The 16,851-nt window shown below is 49.7% G+C and carries 21 protein-coding genes; 12 read left to right on the forward strand and 9 right to left on the reverse strand.

Going from position 1 to position 16,851, the window contains the following annotated elements; translation table 11 throughout:
• The first annotated feature begins 20 nt into the window (after positions 1 to 20).
• Entirely contained in the window at positions 21 to 239 is a 219-nt protein-coding gene (locus WC959_10290) for a hypothetical protein (protein MFA5689518.1), read from the forward strand.
• 51 nt (positions 240 to 290) lie between these two features.
• Here the strand turns inward: WC959_10290 and WC959_10295 are convergent, their stop codons facing one another.
• Together WC959_10295 and WC959_10300 are read right to left on the reverse strand one after the other, a co-directional pair.
• Entirely contained in the window at positions 291 to 476 is a 186-nt protein-coding gene (locus tag WC959_10295) for a hypothetical protein (GenBank protein MFA5689519.1), read from the reverse strand.
• A gap of 34 nt (positions 477 to 510) precedes the next feature.
• Complete coding sequence (locus tag WC959_10300) at positions 511 to 1,458, reverse strand: DUF5655 domain-containing protein (protein MFA5689520.1); 948 nt, start codon at positions 1,456 to 1,458, stop codon at positions 511 to 513.
• A gap of 143 nt (positions 1,459 to 1,601) precedes the next feature.
• On the opposite strand from WC959_10300, the gene WC959_10305 reads away from it, so the two are divergent.
• From WC959_10305 to trpC, 8 genes are all read left to right on the forward strand, one after another.
• Positions 1,602 to 2,477, forward strand: a complete 876-nt coding sequence (locus WC959_10305) for a YicC/YloC family endoribonuclease (GenBank protein MFA5689521.1) — start codon at positions 1,602 to 1,604, stop codon at positions 2,475 to 2,477.
• Positions 2,467 to 3,075, forward strand: a complete 609-nt coding sequence (gmk, locus tag WC959_10310) for a guanylate kinase (GenBank protein ID MFA5689522.1) — start codon at positions 2,467 to 2,469, stop codon at positions 3,073 to 3,075. The genes WC959_10305 and gmk overlap by 11 nt, the downstream gene beginning before the upstream one ends.
• A 116-nt stretch (positions 3,076 to 3,191) precedes the next feature.
• A complete protein-coding gene (locus WC959_10315) occupies positions 3,192 to 3,413 on the forward strand; it encodes a hypothetical protein (GenBank protein ID MFA5689523.1) in 222 nt (73 codons plus the stop codon).
• Between the two features lie 128 nt (positions 3,414 to 3,541).
• Positions 3,542 to 3,997, forward strand: coding sequence for a transcriptional regulator NrdR (gene nrdR, locus WC959_10320; protein MFA5689524.1), 456 nt, complete (start codon positions 3,542 to 3,544; stop codon positions 3,995 to 3,997).
• On the forward strand, positions 3,994 to 4,635 hold the full coding sequence (locus tag WC959_10325; GenBank protein MFA5689525.1) for a hypothetical protein: 642 nt from the start codon (positions 3,994 to 3,996) through the stop codon (positions 4,633 to 4,635). The genes nrdR and WC959_10325 overlap by 4 nt, the downstream gene beginning before the upstream one ends.
• The gene (gene lnt, locus WC959_10330) at positions 4,632 to 6,212 is read left to right on the forward strand and encodes an apolipoprotein N-acyltransferase (GenBank protein MFA5689526.1); all 1,581 of its coding nucleotides are present in this window, start codon (positions 4,632 to 4,634) and stop codon (positions 6,210 to 6,212) included. The genes WC959_10325 and lnt overlap by 4 nt, the downstream gene beginning before the upstream one ends.
• On the forward strand, positions 6,205 to 7,320 hold the full coding sequence (prfB, locus tag WC959_10335; protein ID MFA5689527.1) for a peptide chain release factor 2: 1,116 nt from the start codon (positions 6,205 to 6,207) through the stop codon (positions 7,318 to 7,320). Before lnt ends, prfB begins: the two co-directional genes overlap by 8 nt.
• 125 nt (positions 7,321 to 7,445) lie before the next feature.
• Positions 7,446 to 8,255 (forward strand): indole-3-glycerol phosphate synthase TrpC, encoded by an 810-nt coding sequence (gene trpC, locus WC959_10340; GenBank protein ID MFA5689528.1) that lies wholly within the window; start codon positions 7,446 to 7,448, stop codon positions 8,253 to 8,255.
• 41 nt (positions 8,256 to 8,296) lie between these two features.
• On the opposite strand, the gene WC959_10345 is transcribed toward trpC, so the two are convergent.
• Positions 8,297 to 9,325 carry a glycosyltransferase gene (locus WC959_10345; protein MFA5689529.1) on the reverse strand — a complete coding sequence of 343 codons (1,029 nt, stop codon included), beginning with the start codon at positions 9,323 to 9,325 and terminating at the stop codon, positions 8,297 to 8,299.
• Positions 9,326 to 9,505: 180 nt separating this feature from the next.
• Between WC959_10345 and WC959_10350 the strand changes: the two genes are divergently transcribed.
• Positions 9,506 to 10,402 (forward strand): tryptophanase, encoded by an 897-nt coding sequence (locus tag WC959_10350; GenBank protein ID MFA5689530.1) that lies wholly within the window; start codon positions 9,506 to 9,508, stop codon positions 10,400 to 10,402.
• The gene (locus WC959_10355) at positions 10,399 to 10,992 is read left to right on the forward strand and encodes a hypothetical protein (GenBank protein MFA5689531.1); all 594 of its coding nucleotides are present in this window, start codon (positions 10,399 to 10,401) and stop codon (positions 10,990 to 10,992) included. Before WC959_10350 ends, WC959_10355 begins: the two co-directional genes overlap by 4 nt.
• 45 nt (positions 10,993 to 11,037) lie before the next feature.
• Here WC959_10355 and WC959_10360 read toward each other — a convergent pair whose 3' ends face one another.
• Genes WC959_10360 through WC959_10385 form a run of 6 tightly spaced genes read right to left on the reverse strand, consistent with a single transcriptional unit; the run spans position 11,038 to position 15,607 of the window.
• Entirely contained in the window at positions 11,038 to 11,787 is a 750-nt protein-coding gene (locus tag WC959_10360) for a lipopolysaccharide kinase InaA family protein (protein ID MFA5689532.1), read from the reverse strand.
• A 31-nt stretch (positions 11,788 to 11,818) separates the two neighbouring features.
• Positions 11,819 to 12,811: a hypothetical protein gene (locus tag WC959_10365; protein MFA5689533.1), complete on the reverse strand. Its 993-nt coding sequence runs from the start codon at positions 12,809 to 12,811 to the stop codon at positions 11,819 to 11,821.
• Positions 12,808 to 13,776 carry a glycosyltransferase family 9 protein gene (locus WC959_10370; GenBank protein ID MFA5689534.1) on the reverse strand — a complete coding sequence of 323 codons (969 nt, stop codon included), beginning with the start codon at positions 13,774 to 13,776 and terminating at the stop codon, positions 12,808 to 12,810. The genes WC959_10365 and WC959_10370 overlap by 4 nt, the downstream gene beginning before the upstream one ends.
• Positions 13,777 to 13,786: 10 nt before the next feature.
• Entirely contained in the window at positions 13,787 to 14,206 is a 420-nt protein-coding gene (locus tag WC959_10375) for a DUF86 domain-containing protein (protein MFA5689535.1), read from the reverse strand.
• Positions 14,190 to 14,585: a nucleotidyltransferase domain-containing protein gene (locus WC959_10380; GenBank protein ID MFA5689536.1), complete on the reverse strand. Its 396-nt coding sequence runs from the start codon at positions 14,583 to 14,585 to the stop codon at positions 14,190 to 14,192. Before WC959_10380 ends, WC959_10375 begins: the two co-directional genes overlap by 17 nt.
• Positions 14,582 to 15,607: a UDP-3-O-acyl-N-acetylglucosamine deacetylase gene (locus WC959_10385; GenBank protein MFA5689537.1), complete on the reverse strand. Its 1,026-nt coding sequence runs from the start codon at positions 15,605 to 15,607 to the stop codon at positions 14,582 to 14,584. The genes WC959_10380 and WC959_10385 overlap by 4 nt, the downstream gene beginning before the upstream one ends.
• Positions 15,608 to 15,873: 266 nt before the next feature.
• Here WC959_10385 and WC959_10390 point away from each other — a divergent pair, with 266 nt between their 5' ends.
• Positions 15,874 to 16,824 carry a type II CAAX endopeptidase family protein gene (locus WC959_10390; GenBank protein ID MFA5689538.1) on the forward strand — a complete coding sequence of 317 codons (951 nt, stop codon included), beginning with the start codon at positions 15,874 to 15,876 and terminating at the stop codon, positions 16,822 to 16,824.
• The last annotated feature ends 27 nt before the right edge of the window (positions 16,825 to 16,851 follow it).

Genomic DNA, 16,851 nt, shown 5'->3' on the forward strand with positions numbered 1-16,851 from the left:
ACGGCTTTAGCCGTGGATGAATGAGCCTCCTGAATGCCGCGAACGCAAAGTTTCGCGGCGTTCAGGTCAGCTCCGGGAGGAGCTGTGATGAAAAAAAGAACCCCGAGTTTACTCGGGGGTATCTATTTTTACTTCGTCGTCATCAGAAAAATCCGCGACCCGAAGGCGAGAATGATGAACTCGCCGCCGTACAGCGGTTGAACAACCGCCACACCGGCGAGATCCATCGTAAAAAGTAAGGAATCAAACCGGCAGTGCCGATAAGTAACCCGATCACCCAGTGCCGGTTTCTAATCAACCGTTTCACAGATTTCCACGATTAAAAACGACAGACGCGGCAGATCGTTCTGCGCCGATTTCTGCAGTACCGGCGAAATGTTAAACAATCCCATCGCCAGTACCGCCAGCAACATCCCGATGATTTTTCCATCAGCCATATCACGTTGATAGCAGATACGGTCCCGCGCGCAATTCATCTGTGTTATCTGCGGTGAAATAAAAAACAAGATATTATCCGCCGAATTTATTGTATGCCTGGATAATGAACGGTTTTACCAATTCGAATTCATCTTCTGACTGAATAGTAAATTCAGATTCGCCGGTTCCCCAATGTCCAATATTTAGAACATTGCGATAAAATTTCGGCGCAGATTTTACTTCAGTGGGTCTGAGTTTCAGAAAAAGTTTAATGCATCGCACCTGAGGCTCAACGCAAATAATATTTTGAGACACTTTATATGCTATATAGTGTTTTTTGGGAACCTCTTCAATGGACGGATCAAGCCCTATGATGAAGTCCTGAATATTATGTAGCAGAGATTTTATCGTTTCGGATTTGCCGGTCAGATGCCTGTCGAATGTATATACTGGTGCTAAAGTTTTTTTCATTTTTCCGAGACCGGAAGCATTTTTCTTTTCTCCGGACATAACGCCGGAGTTTTTCTTAATGGGCGATGACACGGAGGAGCGCGTTGCCTGAAGTATTTCCTCTAGATGGAGTACATTGTTTTTGTAAAGGCGGTAAGTCCACAATTCAATATTCGCGCCCATAACCTGGACTGCGTGGATATCGTATTTTTTATAACTTGGCGCGATACAAATAACACGAACGTCCGACCAGTCCACTTTTACATCGTTACCGAGTGTGTTTTTGGCCGCCATTTCGAAATCACCTTTATGGTCGAAGATCCAGTGCAGATAAAAAAGGCTTTGGTTGATCAGCTCGGATGATTCGATTTTTTTGTATTCGATGATTACTGGATTGTTTTCTTCAGAAAGTGCGAGGCTGTCGATTCGTCCGGAGTGCACCGCGCCGGTGGAAAATTCCGTGGCAACAAACCGGCAGTTAAAAACCGGGCTAAGATTTTTCTCAATTAGAGTTTGAATGTCTTTTTCCACCGGGAAATTAGTTTTCGCAACCGGCGTTAGCGTTGTTTTGTTAATTTCAAATAGCGGCATAGCGTTTCCTTTAAAAAATCCTACATAAGCATAATATGATTTTAAAATCCGGCAACCATCCTGTTAATCCTGTCAAAATAATTTTTTCCGTGCCGAGTCAGGTTTTTTCTGCGTAGATACTGCAGTTTAACGAAGGAGATGTTGTGCCGGTTAAAAGTATGACAGGTTTTGGTACAGGTTCGGCGCGCGGCGGGAAATACCGTGTGTCGGCGGAGTTGAGTTCGGTGAACCGGAAACAGCTGGATGTAACTTTGCGTCTGCCGCCGCAGATTTCCGGCACGGAATCGAAAATTCAAAAGCTGATTCAGGATCAGATTTCGCGCGGACGGATTACCGGTGTAATCGCGGTGGAGATGAATTCCGGCAGCGGCGCAGCGGTGGATTCAAAACATGCGGAGGAGATGCTCGGCACCTTGCGCGGGCTGTCGAAAAAACTGAACCTGCCGGATGATCTGTCGGCGAAAGATTTGTTGCAGATTCCGGGGTGTTTAAAGTTTCCGGCGACAGCAGAAGACCATGATGAAATTTTTGCATTAACGGAAAAGGCGGTCACCAGTGCACTGAAAAAATTGAATACGATGCGTGTGCAGGAAGGGAAAATACTGGAAAAAGATTTTTTAGCGCGGCTGACCGTACTGGAATCAATCCGTAAAAAAATTGCCGCGCGTGCGCCGGTGATTGCGGCAATGTACCGGAAAAAACTTTTTGCCGGCCTGGAAAATGCAGGGCTTGAAAATCTGTCAAAAGATGATCGCGTGATTAAAGAGATCGCGCTGTTTGCAGAGCGCAGTGATATTTCTGAAGAGACGGTGCGGCTGGAAAGTCATATTCAGCAGTTTAAGAAAATGCTGCGCACGAATGAGCCGGCGGGACGTCCGCTGGATTTTCTGGCGCAGGAAATGTTCCGTGAGATTAATACGGTTGGATCGAAAGCGAACGATCTGCAAATCACAGAGCAGGTGGTGAAGTTTAAAACAGAACTGGAGCGTGTGCGGGAGCAGGTTCAAAATGTTGAATAAACACACCCCGTTACTTTTAGTGGTTTCAGCACCGTCCGGTGCCGGAAAATCATCGCTGTGCACCCGGCTGGCGGAGTTTTTTCCGGAACTGGTGTATTCCGTTTCATGCACCACGCGCGCACCGCGCGGGACAGAAAAAAACGGTGTGCATTATTTTTTTCTATCGCCGGACGAATTTGAAATACGGTTAAAAAATGATGAATTTCTTGAACATGCTCTGGTGCACGGCAACCGTTACGGGACGCTGAAGCAGACGGTATACGATGCACTTGCGCAGGGACGCGACATCATTATGGATATTGATGTGCAGGGCGCGCAGCAGATTCGCGACGCGTGTGCGGCACTGCCGAATGATGATCTGATTAAAAAAAGTTTCGTTGATATTTTTATCATTCCGCCGTCGATGGAAGAATTGCTGCGCCGGTTACGCGGACGTTCAACGGATGCAAAGGATGTGATTGAACAGAGAATGTGCAATGCAGTTGAAGAGATGAAACAGCAGTCGCACTATCAATATATTGTTGTGAATGATAAAATCGAAACAGCGGCAGACGAACTGAAAAAAATCATCCAGACAGAGCATAAAAAACGGCAATAAAAAAATTTGTTTTTATGTAAACAATCGTTGCAAGAATTTTTTTTAAGAGCTATATCTTCTCTTAACAGACACATAAACCATGGTGGTTTGTGGAGGAAACCTGAGGAGAACAGGATATGGCAGCTAAGAAGAAAGCAGTCAAGAAGGTTGCTAAGAAGGCTCCGGCGAAAAAAGCCGCGAAGAAAGTAGCGAAAAAAGCCCCAGCGAAAAAAATCGCGAAGAAAGCTCCGGCGAAAAAAGCGCCAGCTAAAAAAGCCGCGAAGAAAGTAGCGAAAAAAGCGCCAGCTAAAAAAGCTCCGGCGAAAAAAGCTGCGAAGAAAGTAGCGAAAAAGAAATAACAGCCTTCGCTGATTATTTTGGCAGCTCCGGATTTCCCGGAGCTGTTTTTTTATCTGTGCTGTTTTTCATTTTACTTCATATATGCGCGCGCTATGCTCATGCCGGTTAATGAAGGAGGCGGTCTCCCATGAAATGTCCTAAATGCGAACATCGCGAAGATAAGGTCATCGACAGTCGTGAAGTGCGCGAAGGCGCGTCCATCCGCCGCCGCCGGCTCTGTTTAAACTGCGGGCTGCGCTTTACCACCTATGAAGAAATTATGCGTGCCGCGATGCAGGTTATTAAACGCGATGGACGCCGCGAAGAATTTTCGCGGGAAAAACTGATCAACAGCCTGGTCATTGCCTGTCAGAAACGACCGATCAGCATTCAGCAGATTGATCAAATCGCCGGCAGCATTATCACACAGATCGAAGCAGAGTATGAGCGCGAAGTCCCTTCCACCGCCATCGGCACAAAGGTCATGGCCCTGCTTGAAAAACTTGATGAAGTAGCATACGTCCGGTTTGCATCGGTGTACCGCCGGTTTAAAGACGTCAGCCAGTTTATGAATGAGGCGGAAAGATTAATCGGTCGCGAATGATTGATGTGCATCAACAGAAAATTCTAAATGAACGCCGGCAGTGGTCCGGTTGCGTTCAGCGTTTTTTGCAGTACGCCGAAATTGAACCGCGCGAAACGGCAGAGGCAGTTATCGAAAGTCTCGCGGTTTTCTGCCAGGGGCGTACACAGATTCAAGGACATGAGCTTTCGCTTTTAACCGCACGCGCGTTTTGTGCCGCCGGCGATTGTGCCAGCGCCGGAAAAATTCTGCATGGTGAACGCACGTTCCGGCGGCACACAAACTCATGGCTGCGGGTTTTATCAGCACGCTATCCGTTTCCGGAACTCTTTCCGCTGTTTGCGGCACGCGCGCTGCGGCCGGTGCGTTTAACATCTGCCGGCGTGCTGTGGATACTCGATTTTTCCCGCATGGACTTTTCCGGCGTTGATTGTCATGAGCTGATTTTGTTTCAATCGCTGCGGCAGCTTACGGAAAAAATTTCAATGGTGTGGAGTAAAGATACCGGTGCCGGAATGTTAGGTATCAAATACATTTCTAAAATCGCCGGGGCAGTTTGTGAAGAGCAGCTGCTCGGTTATTTGCGCGCTGTACTGAACTGTTGTGCGCGCAAAAACAACTGGCACACTGTTCCGGAAATTTTACAGATTGATTTATGATCTCCGCTCCCAAATTTCAAATTTCAGACTTCAAACTTCGAATTGCCGGCGCTGCTTTTTCCGGCATGCTGTTGTTTTTCAGTTTCCCGCCGTTCCATTTTGCATTTTGCGGATGGTTTGCGTTAATTCCATTAATGTTCGCGTGCACCGGAGTTCCGGCACGGCGCGCGGCATGGCTCGGCTGGATTTCCGGCGCAGTGTTTTTTATCAGCACACTCTACTGGCTGCGCAATGTAACTATTCCCGGCGGATTATTTCTCGCGCTGTACTGTGCGCTGTATCTGATTCCGTTTGCGGTTTTCATTTCCTTGCGCTGCGACAACTGGCGCAGCGCCAGCGGCATTAAAAATATTCTGTGGAGCGCCGGCGCGGCGGCAGTCTGGGCGGCGGCGGAATATGCGCGCGCGATTTTTGCCACCGGCTTCCCGTGGAATATGCTCGGCGTCAGTCAGTATTTACAAACGCCGCTGATTCAAATTGCGGAGCTTGGCGGCGTGTATCTGATTTCGGCGCTGATGGTTTTCACAAACGTTTCCTCCGGAGTAACCGTCTTGCAATACGCCGCCGGAATTCGCGGGAAAAAATATCGTATGCATACGGAACTGATGGCGGCGCTGATTCTCGTCGCGGCGGCGTGGTCATTTGGTTTCCACCGCATGATTAACCGTCCGGCTCCGGTACGCGAACCGCTGCATGTCGCGTTAATTCAGCCGAATATTCCGGAAGTCGGCAACTGGGATCTCGCCGACCCCGAACTGATTTATGAGCGGCTTGAAACGCTGACGTCGTTCGCCGTGATTACGCCCAATCTTGATCTGGTCATCTGGCCGGAAACCGCCCTGCCGGACTTTGTACGCTTCAGTCCGCGCAGCGCCGATCTCGTGAAGAAAATGATCAACGCTGGCGGCGGCGTGCCGATGCTTGTTGGCAGTATGGACGTGCGGTATACGAAAACTAATGAGCCGCAGTTTTATAACGCATCATTTTTTTTCACCGGTGCCGGAAAGCTGCAGTCGGTTTACTACAAACAGCATCTTGTTCTGTTTGGCGAATACATTCCCTTTGAGAACTACATTCCATTCATTGCTGCACTGACGCCGATCGAAAGCAGTTTCCGGCCGGGCCGGGAAACAGTACTGTTTCCGTTTCCGGATGCAGAACACTGTTTTTCGGTGCTGATCTGTTTCGAAGATGTGCTGCCGTATCTTTCGTGGCGCGCGGTGAAGTCCGGTGCGGCGTGGCTGATTAATCAGACGAATGATTCATGGTTTGATCCGGACAGCGGATCGGTGCAGCATCTGGCGAACTCTGTTTTCCGGTGCATTGAAACGCGCCGGCCGATGCTGCGCTGCACAAATACCGGCATGACGTGCGCACTCAGCCCGTACGGCGAAATCAGCCGTACGCTGGCCGCGCGTACCGAAGGATTCCAGGTTGTCTCTGTAACTCCGGCGCCGCCGGAGTTGCCGGCGACATTTTATGTCCGTCACGGCGATCTTTTCGCGCAGGCTTGCCTGCTCACCGGCGTTGCGCTATTGATTGGACTTTTTATACAGCGGAAAAAATCCAATGCTTGAAGAGTTGAAAGAACAGATTTCGGGTGTCGATGCGCGACTGGAAGAGATGCGCGGTTATCTCGGCATCGCTGGAAAGATCAGAGAACTGGCCGTGCTCGAAACGCAAGCCGCCGCGCCGGAGTTCTGGAACGATCCAAATGCTGCGACCGCCAACATTGCCGCCGTAAAAAGTTTGAAAGCGGTTATCGAGCCGTTTCAAACGATTGAAGCGCTGCTTGACGATGCCGGAGTTCTGCTGGAGCTCGCCGCAACCGAAGACGAAGACGGGCAGCAAACGGCGGTTAAAGAAATTCAACAACTGCTGGACGACTGCGAGCAGAACTTTCAGTCGCTCGAAATGCAATCACTGCTCGGCGGACCGCTCGATGCAAAAAATGCCTATCTGAGTTTACACGCCGGCGCCGGCGGAACCGAATCATGCGACTGGGCGGATATACTGTACCGCATGTACCGTCGTTTTGCAGAGCGCTGCGGATTCACTGTAGAAGTACTTGATCTGCAGCCCGGTGAAGAAGCCGGTATTAAAAGCGTTACCTTTCAGATTTCCGGCGCGTACGCATACGGTAATTTAAAGAGCGAGCGCGGCGTTCACCGGCTTGTGCGCATCAGCCCGTTCGATTCAAATTCGCGCCGGCACACTTCGTTCGTCGCTCTCGATGTTACTGCTGAAATTGACGACGACATTGCTGTTGAGATCGAAGAAAAAGATATGCGCATCGATACTTACCGCTCCAGCGGCGCCGGCGGGCAGCATGTTAACACCACTGATTCCGCTGTGCGCATTGTACATGTTCCCACCGGAATCATTGTTCAGTGCCAGGCCGAGCGCTCGCAGCATAAGAATCGTGAAAAAGCATTGAAGATGCTTAAAGCCAAAGTATACGAGTACGAGCTCGATAAACAAAAACAGGCCGCAGAGCAGTTTTACGGCGCGAAGGGTGAGATTGCGTGGGGACATCAGATCCGCTCCTACGTCATGCAGCCCTATACTATGGTCAAAGACCACCGCACCGATTTCCAAATCGGCAATGTTCAGTCTGTACTCGACGGCAATCTGGACGGGTTCATCGAGGCCTATTTAAAACTGAAACAAAAAGAGAACGCTTAACATTGCAGATTTTTTAACCGCCAAGGCGCCAGGCTTTTTTCGAATCGTGATTTATGGATTTTTTTCAAAAATAATTCCTGGCGTCTTGGCGGTTAAGAAAATCCTGTTATTCTGTCGTAATGAACATGCTGGATAAAATTGTCGCTCGCAAACGGATTGAAATTGAAACACCGGGATATTTCCGCACTATTGAAACGGCGGTTGAACAGTTGCCGCATGTCGGAACCGCCTGTACCGAATGTGACGGCTCGCCGGCGCGCGAACCGGTTCCGGCGTTTGTGGCTGCATTAAAGGCGGCACCGGTCGGACTTATCGCCGAGGTCAAACGATGCTCACCGTCCGCCGGGATTATTCGTGATCCGTTTGATCCCGCCGGGATTGTGCAAAGATATGAAAATTCCGGTGCACAGGCTGTGTCCTGTTTAATGGACAGGGAATTTTTCGGCGGCGGTGAAACTCAGTGGAATGCTGTCCGCGCCGCAACCAAACTGCCGCTGCTCTATAAAGAGTTCGTTATCGACCCGCGCCAGATTTTTCATGCCGAAGCGCTTGGCGCATCCGCCGCTTTACTGATTGCCGCAATTTTAACCGGTACGGAATTAAGCGACTTCATCCGGTTGACTGAATCATGCGGCATGACGGCGCTCGTTGAAGTGCATACTGCCGAAGAGATGAAGCGCGCGGTTGACGCCGGCGCAGCACTGATTGGAATCAATAACCGGAATCTCAAAACATTTAAAACCGACCTTCAAACCACATTTGATCTGTGCGAACTTGCACCGGCAGATTGTACGCTTGTCAGCGAAAGCGGCATTCGCACCGCCGCTGATATTAAAAACCTGCATGCCGCCGGAATCTCTGCTGTCCTCGTCGGCGAAAGCCTGCTTCGTCAGCCGGACATCGGTGAGGCAGTTAAAAAATTGATGCAGATTTAAAAACGCTCAAAAATCACACGGCAGAATAAACTGCCGGCGAATTATTTATTTTCACTGAGATCGCAATTCGGCCGGAAAAATTCGAACCATTCGGCAAGTCCGTAGCTGATGTGCATGACGGGAACCATAAACAGAACAAGCAGGTCACGCGGCCGCCGCGTATGCACAACTGTCTCCAGTCCGATGAACGCGGCTGCAATTCCGTACAACAAAATATTTGCTGCAAGCAGTATCGCTGCACTGTTAAAAAACGGCGCCAGCGCTCCCAAAAACAGCAACGATAACACCCAGGCTGCCGGAATTAATGTGGCCCACTCAATGCCGGTGCCGGCGCGGATTAGACGAATGCGCGTTGCGCCGTAACCCCACATCTGCCGGCAGAACCGTTTTACAGACTGGCGCGGATAGTGGTACACCCACGCTGCCGGAATGAAGAGCAGTTTATAACCCAGCAGCTGCGTCCGCCAGGATGCGATCATTTCTTCGCCGGGATAAAATTCCGGCGGGAAGCCGCCCATTTCCTGGAAAGCTCTTTTCCGGTATGCGGCGTTACAGCCGATAATCCGGCTCCATATAATTTCGCGCGTACCGGTGTCACCGGTTTTATACCGTTCGGCAGCATAACCGGCGGCACGCGATGTCAACGCCAGACCGGCGAGCCGCGCAGCAAGGCCGATATCTTCCGGCACCAGCGACGGTCCGCTGACTAAACCGACATGCAGGTCTGTAAATGCGGCAAGAATATGTTCTGCCCAGTCCGGTGCGACGGTAACATCGTCATCCAGAAACGCGATAATCTCCGCTAAACTTTCTGATGCGCCGCGATTTTTTTTACGGCTTGAATCGCCGGTTTTATACGCAATAGAAATATGACGCACATTGGAATTGTTTGCGACAATGGCTGTGACTTCACTCAGAACAGAAGGACTGGAAATTTCGCCGACAATAATAATTTCAAGCCGGTTTGAATTTTGCATCGCCAGAACTGACGTGAGCGTACGCACCAGAATCGGCCGCCCCATCGTCGGAATCACAATCGAAATCGCCGGCGTTGTATTTCCTAATGTCATAGCAGCAGTTTATCGTGCAGCAGGAATCCTGCAAGGAGCTTGTCATAAAAGGACACATGAGCTCTTACAATGTCCTCCGCTGCAATTTGTCCGAAAAAATTCAGTACATCATTTGTAATTTCGCAGAGAAGGCGTATATTACATATTTTAAGCCGGTGCAAGGAAGGCGTCCCGGCGCACATGGAATTGAATGAAGGATATGTGATGCAAAGTTCAAACAACGCACAAGTAAAATTTTATACCGGTGAGAATATTCCGCTGGAGCTCCATAAAGTTCGTGTTGTTCAGAAGCTGCACCTCCGTCCAATTCAACGCCGTTACGACGCGCTGGAAGAGGCCGGCTACAACACGTTTCTATTAAACACCAAAGATGTATTTCTCGATATGCTCACCGATTCCGGCGTGAATGCTATGAGTGATAATCAGGTGGCGTCGATGATGGTTGCAGATGATGCATACGCCGGCTCGCAGAGTTTTGATAAGATGAAAGCGGCGGTTGAAGCGGTATTCGGCAAACGGTTGATTCTGCCGGTGCATCAGGGGCGCGCCGCCGAAAATATTATTGCGCGTACATTCATCAAGCCCGGCGATGTCATCCCGATGAATTATCATTTTACCACCACCAAAGCGCATTTTGAACTCAACGGCGGAACGCTGTGCGAAATTTATACGCCGGAAGCATTTGTGATCCATAGCGATTTCCCGTTTAAAGGCAATCTCGACATTGGCAAGCTGGAAGCCGTTATTCAGCAATACGGCACGGAGCGCGTACCGTTTATCCGCCTTGAAGCGTCAACCAATCTGATCGGCGGTCAGCCGTTTTCCATTGCTAATATGTATGAAGTCCGTAAAATTGCTGACAAATACGGTATCATGATGCTGCTTGATGCATCACTGCTCGGCGAAAACGCGTGGATGATCAAACAGCGCGAACCGGAATTTAAAAACAAGAGCATCAAAGAAATCCTTGCGACGATGTCCGGTCTTTGCGAGCTCGTTATTTCTCCAGCCGCAAAGTCAGTTCGTCGCGCGGCGGCTGTATCTGCACCAATGAGCCGGCACTGTTTGAAAAAATGAAAGAGCTGGTGCCGCTCTTCGAAGGCTTTATCACTTACGGCGGAATGTCAGTGCGTGAAATTGAAGCGATGGCTGTCGGACTGCATGAAACGCTCGACGAAACCGTTATTTCACAATCACCGGCATTTATTGCATATCTCGTTAATGAACTCGACAGCCGCGGCATTCCGGTGGTTACGCCGCCCGGTGCGCTCGGCTGCCATGTTGATGCGATGGAGTTTGTTTCCCACATTCCGCAGGAAGACTATCCCGCCGGCGCGCTCGCCGCAGCCTATTATTTGATTTCCGGCATTCGCTGCATGGAACGCGGAACACTGTCCAGTGTGCGCGACGAAAGCGGCAACGATGTGCTCAGCGACATGGAACTGATGCGTATGGCATTCCCGCGCCGCGTGTTCACACTCTCACAGACGCGCTACATGCTTGACCGTCTCATCTGGCTTTATGAAAATCGCAACCTCATCGGCGGACTCAAATGGCGCGAAGAGCCGAAAGTGCTCCGGTTTTTCCTTGGGAAACTCGATGCAAAAACCGGCTGGCCGCAAGAGCTGATCAAAAAATTCCGCGCCGATTTCGGCGACAGTTTATAATTTAGAGTCAATCGTTTTTGTTTGTAACCGCCGGGGAAAATTATGTCATTCACGGCCGTCAAAAAAATGCAGAATCCGGCGGACTGTCCGTTTGTTTTTTTTGTTGAGACGAGTCACGGCGGCGTAATCCATAAAGAACCGTAACCGTTGTGTGCGCGACAAAACTTTTTTAGCAACTTTATCCAGGCAGGCAATATCTTTAATCTTCCGGCGGGTCAGGAATGGCGGTATCCAGAATGTTCCGCACGGGCAGTCGATCAAAAAAACCTTTGGATCGCCGGATTTTGTAACGAGAATATTGCGCCATTTAAAATCTTCATGAGCAAACCGGCGCTCGTGCATGATACGGGCAATCCCGGCGAGCTGTTTTGATACCGCGTCGACCCACTCCGGGTTTTTTAGACGGGGGTCATCGGTCTCCGCCAGTTCCGTTAGATCCATCGTATCAGGAATTTCTTTTGTAACCAGTGCACCCCGGCGGAAAAGGAAAAGCCAGCGACGTTCGCAACCGTACGCCACGATGTCCGCTGTCGGAATCCCCCACGACCGGAAACGCTGCAGATTTTCGATTTCACCGAACAGCCGCGGACGCACAAAGCGCCGGCGCAGACGTTTACTGATGAAAAAATAACGTTTAATATAAAAAACTCCGCCGGCGATTTGTGCACGCACAACGGTGCCGAGAACGCCGCGTGAAACCTCATCGCCTTCCAGAGTAAACACAGAGTGCAGAGAGCTGAATGCTTCGCCGGTTTCCTCCTCTCGATAATCAGGATGAATATACCACGTTCTCAATATGACATTTCCGTTTTTTCCACTGCAGCTATCATTCATTAATTTTCGTTGGAATCAATGGCGAAGGCTCTTGCAGTTCAGGATGCAGGCGTTTTCTCCGCCGGTGTTTTTTTGCCCGCTTGGCAGTCATCAGTTTAAAACGGTTGTGCATCCAGAACCATTGTTCAGGATATTTGAGAATCATTGTTTCGATGATTGTTTGATAGTGCTGTGTCAATTTTAAAATCTGCGCCTCTTCCGGCGATCCGTCATCACTCCATTCCACCGGATCGAACATAATCCATGCATAATTTTGTTTGCCGGTTTTAACCATAAAGGCCGGCACAATGGTTGGATGAAACCTGATTTGCAATGCCGCTGCTGAAGCGACGGCGAGCACATCCCGGCCAAAAAATTTGACAGTCACACCTTCTTTTACATTCGTTTTCTGATCAATTAAAAACGATGCCGCTTCACCGCGTTTTAATGCTTTAACGATATGCAGCAATGCATTCTTTTTGGGAATAATCCGGTTGCCGAATTTTGTGCGTATCGGCGTTAGAATGTTTTTATCAATCAGCGCATTATCTCCTTTGCGGGCGATAATAACCGAGCTCCAGTTCTGCGCTGCGCCGTATGCCGCCAGCAGTTCCCAGTTTCCAAGATGCCCTGTCAAATGAATAACGCCGTGTTTTGCCGCCGACCTGATCTGTGAATATCTTTCATAGTTTGAGCCGGCGTCGACCATTTGAAGAATGCGTTCCGGCGTCAGTTTACCGGTCATGATCAAGAGGCTTTCGCCGGTAAATACCGCCATATTCTGAAATGACATCCACGCGATGCGAAACCGTTCGCTCCGGGTTTTCCCGGGGAAAACAATTTTCAGATTCTGAAATGTCAGTGTGCGCCGCCGGAAACTGAACATGAAAAACAGAGCGCCGAAAATTCTTAAAAGTACATAGATCAGCCATTCCGGAAGAAGTTTCAAAAAACCGTACAGTGTCAACAGCGCCGCGTATTCAATTCGTTCTCTGACCGGATTCATGACAGCATCTCCGTTGCGGCGCAAATCACTTCATCCGCTGGAATCGTTTCAATGAAGCGCATATCATTCCGGCGCGTGTGCTTTGAAATTTTTTTTGAGTTTTGCAGCAGCGGTGATTCAATCACGCGGCACCGCCTGCCGTAAGGGCCGGTGCGCACCGGCGATGTTGGACCGAACAGCGCCAGCACCGGAATGCCGGCCGCCGCACCCATGTGCATCGGACCGCTGTCGACAGTGATTAAGAGATTCATCTGTTTTAGCAGTGAGCCGAGTTCAATCAATGATGTTTTTCCGGTGTGGTTCTGCGCGCCGGAAATTGCTCCGGAAATTTTTTCACCGGTATCGCGATCCGCGGCAGAACCGATCAGGTGAATGGTTGCAGCATACTTTTTTTGCAAGGCAGCTGCCGTTTCAATAAACCGTTCTGCGGGCCAGTTTTTTCCCGCGGCACGTGAACAGGGGCAAAGTGCAATATTTATTTTTCCCGCCAACGGCTCCCTTGCAGGGAAGGTGACGGCGAATTCAGGAATTTCCGGCACCGGCAGGTTCAGAAATCGCACAACATCCAGCAGTTCATCGACGGCGTGCCGGTGTTTGTTTTTTTTACCGGCCACTGCGCTGTAAAAAATTCGTGTGCCTTCGCGCGCAGCAGACGGTCCAATGGTTTTTCCGGCACGCGCCGCTGCTGTAATGATTCCGCTTTTTAGCAGCCCTTGCAGATCAATTGCGTAATCATAGCAGCGCGACCGGAGTGCATGGAAAAACTTCCGGCCTTCTCCGATTAAATTCCGGCGGGGGAAACAGATGACATTTTGCACGTCGTCAAAATGCTGCACGAGCGTTTGATATTCCGGTTGAACCGCCCAGTCAATTTCAGCGCCGAGTCCCTCTTTCAATGCGCGTACCGTTGGCAGCGCATGGAACAGATCTCCGAGAGAACTCAGTTTGACGATTAAAATCCGCATGCTGAAAAAGTTAGATCACAATTTTTAATCCGAGCGCCTTGCAGAACTCAACAAAATCAAGGCAGCCTGTTTCTGCGATGTATTTCAGGATTCCGATGTCAAGCTGCTGATATTGGTGAACGGCGATATTTCTGAATCCTGTCATTCCGCGCATTTTCCGGCAGAGCTCATCAAAGATAATTCCGGCGTTTTTCAGCAGGTTAAATGATTCGGCTTTGCTTTGTGGAATGCCGAGATGATGTTTTGCTGCCAGGTGCATTGCCATATCAATTGCGGCTTCGCAGGCGCGCTGAATATTGAGCGTCAGCGCATCGACGCACGTGAAATCATCCAGTTGCGGACATGCATTATGTTCTTGTTTAATTCGGTGAACGCACCGTTCAATAATGGATGCTTTATTTAGAAGAACATCATCAGGCTGTATATGCATGAATTACCTCTTTTCGGCTTTCCTGAAGATCTGCGTACATCGACAGGCAGTGCATGATAAAGCTGTCACTGGAAAATTTATTTTTTGTGAATAGCGGGAGTCCGTGCTCAACTACTTCTTTTGCATAGATCAGGTTGTTTGTGCTGAGAATGCCAATATCCGCCGTGCGCTCAAAAATTTGTTCAAGATCGCCGGCGAGGCGCAAGCGTGTTTTTACATCAGTTGTTTCGCCGGACATTGGCAGAACGGCGATGTCGACATCACTGTCCGGACGCATTTTTCCGGCGGCGGCGGACCCATGAAGAAACGCGGCGCAAATTTCCGGCGTTTCCCGAAGCCGCTTTGTTGCGGATGCTTGCTGTTCGGTGGTCAGTTTCATAATTCTTCCAGTAAATCGTGCAGATAAAGCTGTGTGATCAGATCGCAGTCGAGGCGGTGCCCGGCTTTATAGGAGGTGATTTCGCCGACGAAACGCGCATCGGGAATCAGTGCAATGGCCGCGAGCAGGTCGAGCGAACTGCGGTGCCAGATCGCTTCAAGTGATTTCCCGTTGTAGATTAATCGCGGTTCATTCTGATATCGGCTTCTGCGTGCGATAAGAATATTTTTATCGGTGTATCCGAGGTTACGGATATCGGCGAAAATTTTCCCGAACGTTTTGCAGTAGATCCACTTGCTGTACGGTGTATTCGTGCGCGCTTCAGCGCCGGTAAGAATATTTTCATACGTTACCGGAAATGTGAGCCGCTGCTGTCCAATGGCAGTTGAAAAGTTGACCGCGGCGTCGATTGTCAGCATCGGAGTTTTATTCTCCGGCGGCGCAAGTGTCACAAACTGTCCGGCGCTCCAGCCGAGCGTCACCGGCTCTTTCACCGTAACATATTTAATCGGGCGATCGACATCCTTGCGTCCGGCGCGGTTCAGCGCTTCGATCAAATCCAGGCTGCCGCGTTCGAAAAGCGGAGGGTCTCCGGAATCAATTTTAATCATCAGATTATCGATATCCATGCCCATGCGCAGCGCAATGATGTGCTCCGCCATACGAACATAGTTGTGCGGATTGCCGGCGCGCAGCACAATGTTGCTGACGATAGAGCCGGTCGTCCAGACGTTGTCGATCGCAACGCGAACCGGCAGGGAGTTCGGCTGATCAGTGCGGTCGAGCCACCAGCCTTCGCGGCCGGTCGGTTCGAATGTGATTGTTGTCACTGATTTTCTGGAGAAGGTTCCCTGGCCGGAAACAGTTACGCCTTGTGCGATCGTTTGCTGTGCTGTGCGCGGCGCACCGCCGGTCTGTCCCCTTAGATCGCGATCAACCGGAATCCGGTTGAACTCGTCGTATGAAGCGGCAATGATATTTTGATTCCCCGCCAGCAGGCGTCCGGGAGTTTTTATATTCATGATATTATAATCCCATGGTTAATTTAACGTGGTCAACGATACGAAAGTCGTTATAGTGTTGCCATTCTAAACGTAAAAAATAACAGCACTGCAAAGCGGTTTTTAACAAAAAATCATCAAAAACGAAGAAATAAAAAACACGAGAGAAGCCTGCATGATTTGTGTCAGAAAAATAATTTTCAGATCCGGGTTTGAGATTTTTGAACGGTCGTCCGGTTTCCGCCCAAAAGCAGCCGCTTACAGCTCATAATTAAGGACTGAAAACGATGAGTCACATCCGGTTTAAACCCCTGTATTCACTTTTGCTTGTCTTCGTTATCGCGCCGGTGCTGGCTGCATTTGCAACGCCGTGGATCTATCAGTTGTTACAGAGTATCGCGCCGCCAGGCTCTGTTTTTGATGCGCCGTTCCACCGCGTCGGTTCCCGCCTGGTTGTAATTTTTGTTATGCTGTTTCTGTATCCCGCATACCGTCTAAGCGGACTGCAAAGCGGGGCGGATGTTGGATTAACTGATGCGCCGAACCGGTACGGACTTTTATTATCCGGTTTAAAGATCGGTATAATCAGTGTTTCGCTTGTTTACCTGCTTGGTCTGCTGCTCGATGTCTATTTTTGTGACGCCGGCACCAGAACGCCATCCTATCTAATCCGGAAATCCGTACAGGTACTTATCGGCGGAATACTGGTTGGTGTTTTTGAGGAAATCCTTTTCCGCGGATTTCTTTTTACGCTGTTTCGCAAGAGTTTGGGAGTTGTTGCCGCAATTTGTGTCGGCAGTTTTCTGTTCTCTATTGTTCACTTTATGCGCCCGTCCAATCCTGAAATTCTTACTCAGTGGAACTCCGGTTTTATGCTGCTTGCACATTTATTTGATCGCGCCGGCCACCATTTTCTGACGGAATTCTGCGCGCTTTTCATGATGGGTGTCGTGCTCTCCATCCTCACGCTTTGGACGCGCTCGGTATACGTTGCGATCGGGCTGCACACCGGCTGGGTCTGGGTCATGGGATTTTTCCGGCTCTTTATGGATAATAATAAAAGCATGCTCTGGCTTTATGGCGGCAATGAATGGATTTCCAATTCATGGAGCGGAACAATTCTCCTCGGCGCAGTTTTAATTTACATCTGCATCACACGCCGCCGGTGGATCGCGGCTGCTTCGCCGGAAAGCGAAACCGCACCGCCGGAAGCCGATGCGTTAGTAACAGAAGAATAATTCATTCGTCGCAAAAAATGCTATAGA

Source organism: Kiritimatiellales bacterium, assembly GCA_041656295.1.
Taxonomy (GTDB): Bacteria; Verrucomicrobiota; Kiritimatiellia; order Kiritimatiellales; family Tichowtungiaceae; genus Tichowtungia.